The organism is Nocardia carnea (assembly GCF_029868855.1).
Classification (GTDB): Bacteria; Actinomycetota; Actinomycetes; order Mycobacteriales; family Mycobacteriaceae; genus Nocardia; species Nocardia carnea_A.
Genome location: NZ_JARWOV010000074.1, coordinates 15,478 through 27,695 on the forward strand (window position 1 = coordinate 15,478; position 12,218 = coordinate 27,695).

11 protein-coding genes are annotated in these 12,218 nt (G+C 67.7%); 1 reads left to right on the top strand and 10 read right to left on the bottom strand.

Annotated elements, in window-relative coordinates; all coding sequences use genetic code 11:
* Positions 1-5 precede the first annotated feature (5 nt).
* The 10 genes from QH195_RS06455 to QH195_RS06500 form a co-directional block, all read right to left on the bottom strand.
* The gene (locus QH195_RS06455; protein ID WP_280434688.1) at positions 6-758 is read right to left on the bottom strand and encodes a glucose 1-dehydrogenase; all 753 of its coding nucleotides are present in this window, start codon (positions 756-758) and stop codon (positions 6-8) included.
* Between the two features lie 89 nt (positions 759-847).
* Complete coding sequence (locus QH195_RS06460) at positions 848-1,681, bottom strand: helix-turn-helix transcriptional regulator (RefSeq protein WP_280423907.1); 834 nt, start codon at positions 1,679-1,681, stop codon at positions 848-850.
* Between the two features lie 26 nt (positions 1,682-1,707).
* The gene (locus QH195_RS06465; RefSeq protein WP_280434689.1) at positions 1,708-2,694 is read right to left on the bottom strand and encodes a hypothetical protein; all 987 of its coding nucleotides are present in this window, start codon (positions 2,692-2,694) and stop codon (positions 1,708-1,710) included.
* A gap of 189 nt (positions 2,695-2,883) precedes the next feature.
* Entirely contained in the window at positions 2,884-3,087 is a 204-nt protein-coding gene (locus QH195_RS06470; RefSeq protein WP_033242606.1) for a cold-shock protein, read from the bottom strand.
* A 226-nt stretch (positions 3,088-3,313) separates the two neighbouring features.
* The gene (locus QH195_RS06475; RefSeq protein ID WP_086007740.1) at positions 3,314-3,448 is read right to left on the bottom strand and encodes a hypothetical protein; all 135 of its coding nucleotides are present in this window, start codon (positions 3,446-3,448) and stop codon (positions 3,314-3,316) included.
* 103 nt (positions 3,449-3,551) lie between these two features.
* A complete protein-coding gene (locus tag QH195_RS06480; RefSeq protein WP_280434690.1) occupies positions 3,552-5,192 on the bottom strand; it encodes an ABC-F family ATP-binding cassette domain-containing protein in 1,641 nt (546 codons plus the stop codon).
* 69 nt (positions 5,193-5,261) lie between these two features.
* Positions 5,262-7,370, bottom strand: a complete 2,109-nt coding sequence (locus QH195_RS06485) for a xanthine dehydrogenase family protein molybdopterin-binding subunit (protein ID WP_280434691.1) — start codon at positions 7,368-7,370, stop codon at positions 5,262-5,264.
* Positions 7,367-8,365 (bottom strand): FAD binding domain-containing protein, encoded by a 999-nt coding sequence (locus tag QH195_RS06490; RefSeq protein WP_280434692.1) that lies wholly within the window; start codon positions 8,363-8,365, stop codon positions 7,367-7,369. Before QH195_RS06490 ends, QH195_RS06485 begins: the two co-directional genes overlap by 4 nt.
* On the bottom strand, positions 8,362-8,883 hold the full coding sequence (locus tag QH195_RS06495; protein ID WP_280423912.1) for a 2Fe-2S iron-sulfur cluster-binding protein: 522 nt from the start codon (positions 8,881-8,883) through the stop codon (positions 8,362-8,364). Before QH195_RS06495 ends, QH195_RS06490 begins: the two co-directional genes overlap by 4 nt.
* A gap of 20 nt (positions 8,884-8,903) precedes the next feature.
* Positions 8,904-10,031: an XdhC family protein gene (locus tag QH195_RS06500; RefSeq protein ID WP_280434693.1), complete on the bottom strand. Its 1,128-nt coding sequence runs from the start codon at positions 10,029-10,031 to the stop codon at positions 8,904-8,906.
* 815 nt (positions 10,032-10,846) lie between these two features.
* Here QH195_RS06500 and QH195_RS06505 point away from each other — a divergent pair.
* Positions 10,847-12,085, top strand: a complete 1,239-nt coding sequence (locus QH195_RS06505) for a cytochrome P450 (protein ID WP_348536891.1) — start codon at positions 10,847-10,849, stop codon at positions 12,083-12,085.
* Positions 12,086-12,218: the final 133 nt, after the last annotated feature.

Genomic DNA, 12,218 nt, shown 5'->3' on the forward strand with positions numbered 1-12,218 from the left:
GGCGGTCAGGCTGTGCCGGCCATGGTGCCGACGAGCCCGCCATCGATGATCAGGTCCTGGCCGTTGATGTAGGAGGCGTCGGGGGAACCCAGAAAGGCGACGGCGTCGGCGACCTCGTCGGGCCGGCCGAATCGACCGGCCGGGACCCGGCTGCGGTTGGCGGCGGCGACCTGCGCCGGAAGACCGGCCTCGGGGTACATGGGGGTATCGATATAGCCGGGGCTGACCGAGTTGACCCGGATACCGCGCGGCGCGAGATCGGCGGCGAGAGTCCGGGCCAGATTGTGTACTGCGGCTTTGGTAGCGGAATAGAGGCCCAAACCATCGACACCCCGGTGCAGGGTCCACGAGGCGTTGACGACAATTGCACCGCCGTCGGGGATGAGGGGCAATGCCTTCTGGATGGTGAAGAAAACCCCTTTGAAGTTGACCGCCACGGAACGGTCGAAATCCTCCTCGGTGATCTCCCGGATCGGTGCGAAGATCCCGACCCCGGCATTCGCGAAGACCGCGTCGAGCCGGTTGTACCGGTCCCGGATGTCCTGTACGAGCGCGTCGAGCGCGGTCAGATCGGCGACATCCGCGACGAAACCGTGCGCCCGGTCGCCGAGGTATGCCACTGCCGCGTCCAGCCGGGCGGCGTCGCGTCCGGTGACGACCACCTGTGCGCCTTCGCCGATGAGGCGTCGCGCCGTGGCAATCCCGATTCCGCTGGTGCCGCCGGTGACCAGAGCGATCTTGTCGGTGTATCGAGTCATAGGGAAAGACTGGGTGTTCGAGCGGCAGCTGAACAGACCGAGCTGATGCGGGGTGTGGTACCACCAGGCAGCGTGCCCACGGGGCGGGCTCAGCTGATCAGGCGGGACTCCTCGGCGAAGGATTCCAGCCATTCCAGTGTGCCGGTGCCGGGGGTCGGGTTGTGCAGCACCAGATGGTGACCGGGATGGTCCGGCAGCGAGAGCCGGGTGTACTCGAAATGGAGGTCACCGCCGTGTGGATGGGTGATGGCCTTGGTGCCGTTCGCCGATTCGGTGACATCGTGCCTGGCCCACAGCCGGGCGAATTCCGCACTGGCGGTGCCGAGTTCGGTCGCGATCCGGTGAAAGGCCCGGTCCTGCGGATGTCTCGCCGCGTCCGCACGGAACCGCGCGACGATATCGGGCGCCGCCTCCTCCCACTGGGTGAAGGCGGCCCGGTAGCGGCTGCTGGTGAAAAACGCCACCAGGCAGTTGTCGTCGTGGTCGGTGAGACCGAATACTTCGCGCGCCGTGCTGTTCACCGCTGCGAAACCCCAGTATCGGTCGATGATGTAGGCCGGGCGGGGCAGCCAGGCGTCCAGAATGCGATGCCACTCCGGCGCGACCGGTTGTCGCGGATCGGTCGCGCCGGTGCCGGCGCCGGGCGGCTCGAGACCTGCCAGCCGAAACAGGTAGGCCCGTTCGTGGGTGTTGAGCCGTAGCGCGCCGGCGACAGCGGCCAGCACTTGCGCCGACACCCGGATATCGCGGCCCTGTTCCAGCCACGTGTACCAGGACACGCCGACCCCGGCGAGTACCGCGACCTCTTCTCTGCGCAACCCCGGGGTACGGCGCAGGCCGGCCGGCGGCAGGCCGACATCGGCGGGGGACAGCCGGGCTCGCCGGGAGGTGAGGAATTCGCGGAGTTCGTCTCTTCGGTCCACCCCCTCAGGTTATGTGGAACTCCCGGCTATGCGGCGGGGGTGGCGCCGGCGGGCACCGCAATGCTGGACACCGTGAACGGCAGCGACTCCGGTTCCAGTCCCGCCACCAGCCGGTTGTACTGACTGTTGACGACCAGCAGGCGTCCGTCGCCGGTCAGCGCCGCCTGGCTCGGATGCAGGAATCCACCCGGCGGGACGAGACTGTCGACGATCCGGGCAGCGGTGAGATCGTCGCTCATCTCCAGCACCGCCACCCGAGGTTCCTGGTCGGTGTCGGCGTAGAGATTTCCCTGGGTCACATAGACCCGCCGTCCGTCATCGGAGACCAAGGCGTCGCCGCTGGGCAGCAGCTCTCCGCCCAGGTCCACCTCATCGACTGCGCCGGTGAACCGGTCGATACGCCAGAGCCTGCCGGTGTTGCTCTGCACCGACAGCAGATGCCGGCCGACGGCGAGGATGCCGTTGAGATTGTGCTCACCGTGTACCCATTCGACGGCGGTGTCGTCGATATCGAGCCACTGTTCCATCTGCCAGCGGCCGTCGCGTTCGGTGATCCGGTAGATCATCGGCAGAAAGGAATCGGTGACGTAGGCCGTGCCGTCCTCCGCGACGGACACTTCGTTCACGAAACCGCCCGGGAGACTGTGGAGTTCGGCGAGCAGTTCGCCGCTGCCGGGCTCGTAGACCCGGGTGATGTTGCTACCGGCGCCGTTGACGAACAGGCGCCCCGCGGCGTCCATGGTCATTCCGGAAGTGAGTGTTCGTCCGTCGGTCCCGTGCGGCGACCACAGCTCCGCGTCGGGCCGGTCCACATGCCCGCGGTACAGGACCCCGTCCGCGGCGCTGCCGACGAAATAATGTCCGGTTTCGGGATCGTAGGCGAGGCCCGTAGGAAATGCTCGATCGCCGGGGATCACATAGTGGCCGGGCGGCTCGGCCGGGGCGGGGGCCGTACAGGCGAGAGTCACCGACGCGGTCAGACCGAGGATGAGATGGCGTATACGAACGCGCATGGCGTCGTCCTTTCCTAGATGCGATCTTCCGCATCATCGGCCATCCGCGGCGTTCCTCCCGATATCTGTCGATGCAGGTGTTCGTGTTCCTGGGTGTGCGAAACCCAGGCACGGCGGCCGCCGGTCCCCGTGGTGAACCGACGAGAAAGGCTCCGCACCCGTAGGTGCGGAGCCTTCAAGTCACACGAATCAGATCGCGCGGACGTCCTGAGCCTGCGGGCCCTTCTGGCCCTGGCCGATCTCGAACTCTACCCGCTGACCCTCTTCGAGGGTTTTGAAGCCCGAGCCCCCAATGGCCGAGTAATGCACGAAGACGTCAGGGCCGCCTCCGTCTTGGGCGATGAAGCCGAAGCCCTTCTCGCCGTTGAACCATTTCACACTGCCTTGCGCCATGCTTTAATACTTCATTCCTGTAGATGAGCCGCGCAGATCACTTTGATAAGCGCAGTCTCGGTGAACCAGTGTGTCACACCCGTGGGCGATCCGTCCAGGGGGGTGTACCCAGCGCGGGGCAGCCGCGCGTTCCGGCTTGTATGCCCGGCCGGTCGAGGACCCGCTATGGACTGCGAAAGACGTTGACGGACAACATGGTTCAGGGACGATCGAGCGCCGGTTCCCGTCAGCGGCGCTTGGGGTCGAACGTGGACTCGACATCGGATTTCGCGACAGCCTTGGCCTTTTTTTCCGCACGCTTTTCCTTCAGCGTTTTTCCGGATTTCTTGGTGGCGCCGCCACGGGGAGATTTATCGGACATGGATGTCCTTACGTTTCGCCGGACCTGAACGGTCCCGTTGTCTCCACCGTACGCGACGCCGGCAGGTTCGGTGCGAAAACAGCTCGGCGGCGAGCGCCGGCCGCTATTCCTCGGTGAGCCGGCCCGCCGCCATATGCCAGCGGCGCGTCGCGTGCACGGAGTCGAGCATGCGGCGGTCGTGTGTCACCAGCAGAAGGGTGCCGGTGAAGGAGTCGACGGCCTGCTCGAGCTGTTCGATGGCCGGAAGATCGAGGTGGTTGGTCGGCTCGTCGAGAACGAGCAGGTTCACGCCGCGGGCCTGTAGCAGGGCCAGCGCGGCGCGGGTGCGTTCACCCGGAGAGAGCGTGTCGCAGGCGCGGGTGACGTGCGGTCCGCGCAGCCCGAACTTGGCGAGCAGCGTCCGTACCTCGGCATCCGGCCAGTCGGGGACGGCCGAGCCGAAGGTCGCGGACAGCGTCTCGCCCCCGCGGAACAGGCCGCGGGCCTGGTCGACCTCGCCGATCTGCACCCCGGACCCGAGCGCCGCGGTGCCGGTATCAGGGGCGAGCTTGCCGAGTAGCAGGGCCAGCAGCGTCGATTTGCCGGAGCCGTTCGCGCCGGTCAGAACGATGCGGTCGGCCCAGTCGATCTGCGTGGTGACCGGTCCGAGTACGAAGTCCCCGCGGGCGACGACGGCATTGCTCGCCGTGGCGACCACGGAACCGCTGCGTGGTGCCGCAGCGATCTCCATCCGCAGCTCCCACTCCTTGCGCGGTTCCTCCACGACGTCGAGTCGTTCGATACGACGCTGGGTCTGACGGGCCTTCGCGGCCTGTTTCTCGGTGGATTCGGCGCGGGTCTTGCGCGTGACCTTGTCCGAATCGTTCTTGCTCTTCCGGCGCGCGTTGCGGACACCGTGCTCCAGCCAGTTGCGCTGCATCCGCGCCCGCGCTTCGAGGGAGGCTTTGGTATCGGCGAATTCGTCGTACGCCTCGCGGGCGTGCCGGCGCGCGATCTCGCGTTCGGTCAGATAGGAGTCGTAGCCGCCGTCGTAGAAGTTGACCTGTTGCTGGGCGAGATCCAGTTCGAGAACGGCGGTCACCGTGCGGGTCAGGAATTCGCGGTCGTGGCTGATGATCATCAGCGGCACCCGGACGCCGGTGACGAATCGTTCGAGGCGGTCGAGACCGTCGAGGTCGAGGTCGTTGGTGGGTTCGTCGAGCAGCAGGATATCGAAGCGCGACAACAGGACCGAAGCGAGTCCGGCGCGGGCGGCCTGCCCACCGGACAACCCCGTCATCGGGGCGTCCAGTCCGCCGGCGAGGCCGTCGACGAGCCCGAGATCGGCGGCCACCTCCGCCGCGCGCTGGTCGAGGTCGGCGCCGCCGAGAGCGAGCCAGTGCTCGAGAGCGGGGGAGTAGTCGTCGTCTCCGCCGTCGGCGAGTCGCTCGGCGGCCGCGTCCATGACCCGCTGGACGTGGGCGACGCCGGTCCGGCGGGCGAGGAATTCGAGCACGGTCTCGCCGGCGGTGCGTTCGGGTTCCTGAGCCAGGTAGCCGACGGTGGCGTCGGGCGGGCTGAGAGTGATCCTGCCTTCGCCCGGAGTTCCGTCGGCGAGCATGCGCAGCAGTGTCGATTTACCCGCGCCGTTGACGCCGACCAGCCCGATCACGTCGCCGGGGGCGAGGGTGAGATCGAGGTCGGCGAACAGGGTGCGTTCGGCGTGCCCGGCCGAGAGACCACTGGCCTGCAATGTTGCGCTCACCGCGCATATTCTGCCCGGACCGGCGGCGGCACCGGGATCCGGCCGCCGGGAAGTGGAGGTGGTCGTAATTCAGGACCGGGCGGTATGGCTCGATACTGCGTCGGCGGTGAGGGGCAGCGCGCGCAGGCGCACCCCGGTCGCGTGATGGACGGCATTGGCCACGGCGGCGGCGGCTCCGACGATCCCGATCTCGCCGGCACCGCGCGACCCCATCGGGTTGGTGTGCTCGTCCACTTCGTCCAGCCAGATCGCATCGATGTCCTGGACGTCGGCGTGCGCGCTGATGTGATAGGACGCAAGATCGTGGGTGACGACATGCCCGAACCGGTGGTCGCGGACGCTGTCCTCGTGCAGGGCTCCGGAGATTCCCATGATCATCCCGCCGATCAGCTGTGACCGCAGGGTGCTCGGGTTGATCGCCCGGCCGATCGAGAACACCCCGAGCATGCGCGGGATGCGGATCTCACCGGTGTCCCGATGGACCCGGGCTTCGACGAACTGGGCGCCGAACGAGTGCAGCGCGAACTTCTCGGCGTCCGGGTTCTCCGCCGCCTGTGCGCTGCTGCGCGCGCCGATGGCCGGGGTGTCGCCGTGCTCGTGCCGGAAGGCCCGGGCGGCGGCGACCACGGCAGAACCCCATGAGCCGATTCCGCTGGAGCCGCCTGCGACGCTGGCTTCGGGCAGATCGGTATCGCCGATCCGCAGCCGCACGGCGTCCGGGGTGCAGCCCAGTGCGTCGGCGGCGATCTGGGTCAGCGCCGTCCAGGTGCCCGTTCCGATATCGGCGGCCCCGATGTCGACGGTGTAGCGTTCGTCGTCGCCGAATTCGATCCGGGCGGTGTTTCCCGGCATCGCCATGGCGGGGTAGGTGGCCGCCGCGACCCCGGTGCCGACGAGCCAGTCGCCGTCGATTCGTGCGCGCGGGGCCGGATCGCGCCCGGCCCAGCCGAAACGTTCGGCACCGGTGCGGAGACATTCGACGAGATGCCGTCCCGACCACGGCCGGCCTGTCTCCGGATCGGTGTCCGGTTCGTTGCGGATCCGCAGCTCGATCGGGTCGATCCCGCAGGCCACGGCGAGTTCGTCCATCGCCGATTCGGCGGCGTACATACCGGGGCATTCACCGGGTGCGCGCATCCAGAACGGCACCGGCACATCCAGCGCGACCAGGCGATGGGTGGTCTTCCGGTTCGGGGCGGCGTACATCGTCCGGGAGGCGACCGCCGTCTGCTCGGCGAATTCCTTGATCCGGGAGGTCGTTTCGACGACCTCGTGCGACAGTGCGGTCAACCGGCCGTCGCGATCCGCACCCAGCCGCATCCGCTGCACGGTCGGTGTGCGGTATCCGACCAGCGCGAACATCTGCTGCCGGGTGAGAGCGAATTTCACCGGTCGTCCGGCGCATCGCCGGGCAGCCAGCAGCGCGAGCACATTGTGGGCGTGCGGCGCCCCCTTCGAACCGAAGCCGCCGCCGACATGCGGTGCCAGCACCCGCAGCTGCGGCGGCTCGAGCCCGAACAGCGGCGCCAGCGTCGACCGGACGGTGTGCACGCCCTGCGTGGAGTCGTAGAGCGTGACCTGGGGCCGGCCGGACGATTCGTCCCAGCGGGCGATACAGGCGTGCGGTTCCATCGGATTGTTGTGCTCGGCGGGCGTGGTGTAGGTCCGGTCGATACGCACCTCCGCGGCCGCCAGCCCCGCCTCGACGTCACCGTCCTCGGTATCGGTCGAGAAGGTGGGGTTCACCTGCTCGGGTGCGTAGCGGGCCGGGTCGTCGGCGCGCAGTTCGGTGTGGTGGGATTCGGTCCGGTACTCGACCCGCACCAGATCGGCGCCGTGGCGTGCGGTTTCGGCGGTTTCGGCGAGCACCGCGCCGATCAGCTGTCCACGGAAGTGCACACGGTCGTCCTGGAGAATGCTCAGTTCACCGTCGGAGGTGTCGGCGAGCGCGGGGGAGTCGAATACGGTCAGCGCCGCGACCACTCCCGGAAGCCGCAGTGCGTCGCCGGTGTCCATGGCATCCACTCGGCCGCGGGCCACGGTGGCCTGGACGGGATGCAGATACAAGGGGTCTTCCACGGGATGTTCGCTGGCGTACGGCGCTGTACCGGTGACCTTGGCATGACCATCCAGCCTGGTCAGCGGCGTACCCATCGAATCGGCAGATATCAGTGTCATCGCTGCGCCTGTTCGGTGAGGGTCTGCAGGGTCGAGACCAGCATGCGGCGGGCGAGTCCGACCTTGAACTCGTTACCGTCCAGCGGGCGGGCCTCGGCGAGTTCGGCGTCGGCGGCCCGTTCGAAGGTCTGCCCGGTCGCCGCGGCGGCAGTGAGTGCGGCTTCGGCCCGCCGCGCACGCCACGGGCGATGCGCGACGCCGCCGAGAGCCAGCCGAGCGGACCGGAGGGTGCTGCCGTCGGATTCGAAGGCCAGTTCGGCCGCCACCGAGACCAGTGCGAACGCATAGGACGCCCGGTCTCGCACCTTGCGATAGTCCGCCACCGCCCCGTCCGGTGGTGCCGGGATCTCGATTCCGGTGATCAGCTGACCATGGGCCAGGACGGTGTCACGCTCGGGGCGGTCGCCGGGCAGCCGGTGGAAGCCGGTGATCGGGATCCGCTGCTCGCCCTCGGTGCTCTCGGTCACCACCTGGGCATCCAGCGCCGCGAGCGCGACCGCCATATCCGATGGATGCACCGCCACACAGTGCTCGGAAGCACCGAGGATCGCGTGATAGCGGACGTACCCGCCGAACGCCGCGCAACCGCTGCCGGGCTCGCGTTTGTTGCACGGAGTCGTCACATCCTGGAAGTACACGCACCGGGTCCGCTGCAGCAGATTGCCGCCGGTGGTGGCCAGATTGCGCAACTGTCCCGATGCCCCGGAGAGCAGGGCCCGCGACAGTGCCGGATAGCGCGCGCGGACCACCGGATGCGCCGCCAGATCGCTGTTGCGGACGGCCGCGCCCACCCGTAGCCCGCCGTCCGGGGTCTCCGCGATCTCGTCCAGCGGCAACCGGGTGATATCGACCAGCAGCTCGGGCGCGGCGATGCCCAGCTTCATATGGTCGACCAGGTTGGTGCCGCCGCCGAGGAACGCCGCTTCCGGCCGGTCGGCCACCACCGCCACAGCCTCCCGGGCGCTGGTCGCGCGCCGGTATTCGAACGGGATCACCGGGCCGCCGCCTGCCGGATCGCCGCCACGATATTCGGGTAGGCCGCGCAGCGGCACAGGTTGCCGCTCATCCGTTCCCGTATCTCGGCGCCGTCGAGGTCCGCGGCAGCCGTGAGATCCGGGGTGACGTAACTGGGGTTCCCGGCCTTCGCTTCCGCCAGCATCCCCACCGCCGAGCACACCTGTCCGGGCGTGCAGTAGCCGCATTGGAAGCCGTCGTGCTCCAGAAACGCCTGCTGGACGGGGTGCAGCGATTCGCCGTCGGGCAGTCCGGCCGCGGTGACGACCTCGGCGCCGTCGTTGGCCGCGGCGAAGGTGAGGCAGGTGGTCGCGCGCCGGCCGTCGAGCAAGACCGTGCACGACCCGCACTGACCGTGATCGCAGCCCTTCTTCGGTGCGGTGACACCGAGGTGCTCCCGCAGCGCGTCCAGCAGAGTGGTGCGATTGTCCACGCGCAGCGTCCGCCGCTGCCCGTCCACGTCCAGCGCGATATCGCTGTGATTCTCGGCAGCTGTCATAGCCGCCGGATACCCCCGGCTCACGTCCCAAACCGGAGGGCCGCACATCGAGCCGACTCCGCCGCCGCACCGGTGCGATGAATGGGCATATCGAGATCGCGCAGCCGCGCACCACTCCCGTTGCGCCGCTGCGCCACGATCTCCGCGGCTATCGACACCGCCGTCTCCTCCGGGGTATCGGCACCCAGATCCAGGCCGGTCGGCGCGGCGAGACGCCCCAGTTCGGCCTCGGTGACCCCCACCTCGCGAAGCCGGCGCACGCGGTCGGCGTGGGTGCGCCGGCTCCCCATGGCGCCGACGTACCCGGCCTCGCTGCGCAGCGCCGCCGCAAGCAACGGCACATCGAACTTCGCATCATGGGTGAGCACACAGATCACGGTCGATTCGGTCACCGGCGTCGCTGCCAGATATTCGTGCGGCCAGCGCACGACCACCTCGTGCGCCGCCGGGAAACGCGAGGCGGTGGCGAAGGCCGGCCGAGCATCGCAGAGGGTGACCCGATAGCCGAGGAATCGGCCGATGCGGGTGAGTGCGGCGGCGAAATCATCCGCGCCGAAGACGAGCATGCGCGGCGGCGCGGGAAAGGAGTGTACGAACACGCGCAGGTCGCGGGCCGTATCGGTGCCCGGGATGTCGAGTATCCGGGTGGTACTCGTATCGGCCAGTGCACGCACCCGATCCAGCGAGGCATCCGCCGCCGGAATGGTGTCTCCGGCATGAGCTGGGATCAGGGTATGACGGACCGCGTGTTCGGCTCCGGAGAGGACTGTTGCCAGTGTGACCGGATACCCGCGCCGAATCGCTGCCAGCAAGGGCGCGAGCACCGCACGCAGTGATTTGTCGAGAGGCTCGATGAACACGTCCAGCCAACCCCCGCACGGCAGGCCCGGGCTGGAGAGATCACCCTCCGCACCGTCGTACCGCAGTTCCTCCGGACCACCGCCGTGGATGACGGCGTGCGCCCGCGCACAGATATCGCCGTCGACACACCCTCCGGAGATACTGCCCACGACCTGGCCCGATTCCGAAACCGCCAGCGCGGTTCCCGACGCACGTGGTCGTCCGGATGAACTGTCCACCACTCGCGCCACAACGGCCCCGCATCCCGCGCGTGACCACGCGAGTGCCGCCTCCCAGACCGCATTCATCGGTCGTGGGGGATGTCCGGGTGGTCAGGGTTCGGCCCAGGCACGGCCGCGGTCGGCGTTGATCCCAGTGCGCCGGAGTTCGCCCCATTGCTCATGCGTCGCGCTTACCCGCCGGACCGGTTGTTATGCGTCGACCCCAGGTGGTCATCGCGGACTTCAGGCTCAGGTCAGCGGCGATAGCCGGACTCGAACCACGGCGCGGACTGTACGGCGACCCACATGAGTTCTGTGTCTCGTTCGGCACCCGGACGGACGGTAAGTGGATAGTGGCGCGGCAAGGCACATCGACCACAGCAGAGGGCATCGCGGCCGGCAACCTGCTCCGTCCACAATGGAGCCAGGGGAGCAACCAACCGCGTACGTGGGTGCCTTGTTCTCGTTTTGCTATTTCGGAGACACGTTGCCGTGCAAAGAGTTTCCCCGCTGAGCCGTCGGCCTGGCACTTCGTCGGACACTCGGGATCGCTTGCACCCCATGGTTCCCGGCGTTTCCGTATCGGATGCTGGACAGCCCGGCAGGTGAGTATGATCTGGCGACGTGGAGCTTGTCTTGTGCCAGTCGCCGTGGTCCAGTGTGACCACCCGGCGGTACGCGAACGCACCCGTACAGCAACCGTCACGGTCTGTGCGGAGCATCGGATGACCCAACAGTCCCATTTCCAGGGCGGGCCATCCGACAGATCGTCGAGCATCGCAACGGATTCCACCCACAAGCCTCGCCGGTGGACGCTACGGCAAGGATTCGGACCGGACCGGATGCTCGCCCGACGCTCCTGAAGGTAGCCGTGTTCCCATTCCATACCTGGAGTTAACTCTTTGACGACACAGCACGAACCCCAACCGCAACGGTCCGCTTGGCGCGGATTCGGCGAGCCACCGCCTCTGACCGGTCTGCAACGGTTTCCGACCTACACGGAGGAATTCGCGGCCGATCCGCACGGGGCCTACGATCAGATGCGCCGCCAGCACAAGAGCTTGGCGTCGGTCGAGCTGGCGCCAGGCGTCCCGGCTACCTTGGTGATCGGGTACTTCACCGCCATCCGGATCAACAACGACGACGCCCATTTTCCCGCGGACCCGCGCACCTGGCAGGAGAGGGTGCCCGACGACTGCCCGGTGAAACCCATGATGGCGTACCGCCCCAATGCGCTACGCAGTGCGGGTGAAGAGCACCGGCGTTTTCGGAAGGCCAGCGTAGACGGCATCGAAGAGATCAACCTGTTCAATCTGAACTCGGAGATCGAGGACATTGCGATACCGCAGATCAACCAGTTCTGCAGGTCAGGACAAGCCGATCTGGTAGGTCAGTATGCGTTTCCCCTGACGTTCGCATACCTGAACCAGATGGTCGGCTGCCCTCCTAAGATCGGCCAGGATGTCGCACAAGGCATGGCGCAGATGTTCGAGGGCACAAACGCGGCTGAGGGCAACGCGCTGTTCGAGGGTGCGCTTGCTCGGCTGGTCTCACTCAAGCGAACCGTCCCCGCTGAGGACCTGACGTCTCGTCTGATTGCCCACCCGGCCGGTCTCACCGATAGCGAACTCGTCCAGCAACTCGTGACCATCTACGGCGCGGGTATCGAGCCGTTGACCAACCTGATTGCCAACACCCTCCTGCTGATGCTCAGCGACAGCCGGTTCCAGGGCGAGGCTGCTTTGACCACCCGGGATGCGTTGAATGAGCTGTTGTTCAAAGACCCGCCTCTGGCAAACTTCCTCATCACGTACCCGCGGCAGCCGATCTTGGTGGACGAGGTCTGGTTACCTGCTGATCAGCCGGTGATCACGAGCCTGGGAGCCTGCAACAACGACCCGGCTATCGTCGGCGCCTATACCGACAACAGGTCTCATCTTGCGTGGGGCACCGGTCCGCACACGTGCCCGGCGAAGTCCGTCGCGTACTCCGTCGCGCAGAATGCCATCGATCAGCTTTTCGATGCGATTCCCGAGATGATGCTGTCCTGTCGGCCGGATGAATTGGTGTGGCGCCCGGGCGGGTTCCATCGGTCGTTGGCGGCGCTGCCGGTCGAGTTTCCGCAGTCTGGCCCCTTCTGACTTGCGGGTGGGGGGGGGGGGGGGGGGGGGGGGGGGGGGCCGCCCGGCGGGGCCAGGAAGCACGGCGGAGGGGGCGAGGGGGGGGACGACGACCCAGGCCGGGGCGGGGAAAGAAGACCAGAAAAAAGAAGGT

Coding starts and splice junctions, on each gene's coding strand:
- QH195_RS06455 (WP_280434688.1), bottom strand. CDS start 758: ATGACTCGATACACCGACAAGATCGCTCTGGTCACCGGCGGCACCAGC.
- QH195_RS06470 (WP_033242606.1), bottom strand. CDS start 3,087: ATGGCGCAAGGCAGTGTGAAATGGTTCAACGGCGAGAAGGGCTTCGGC.
- QH195_RS06495 (WP_280423912.1), bottom strand. CDS start 8,883: ATGACAGCTGCCGAGAATCACAGCGATATCGCGCTGGACGTGGACGGG.
- QH195_RS06465 (WP_280434689.1), bottom strand. CDS start 2,694: ATGCGCGTTCGTATACGCCATCTCATCCTCGGTCTGACCGCGTCGGTG.
- QH195_RS06485 (WP_280434691.1), bottom strand. CDS start 7,370: ATGACACTGATATCTGCCGATTCGATGGGTACGCCGCTGACCAGGCTG.
- QH195_RS06500 (WP_280434693.1), bottom strand. CDS start 10,031: ATGAATGCGGTCTGGGAGGCGGCACTCGCGTGGTCACGCGCGGGATGC.
- QH195_RS06475 (WP_086007740.1), bottom strand. CDS start 3,448: ATGTCCGATAAATCTCCCCGTGGCGGCGCCACCAAGAAATCCGGAAAA.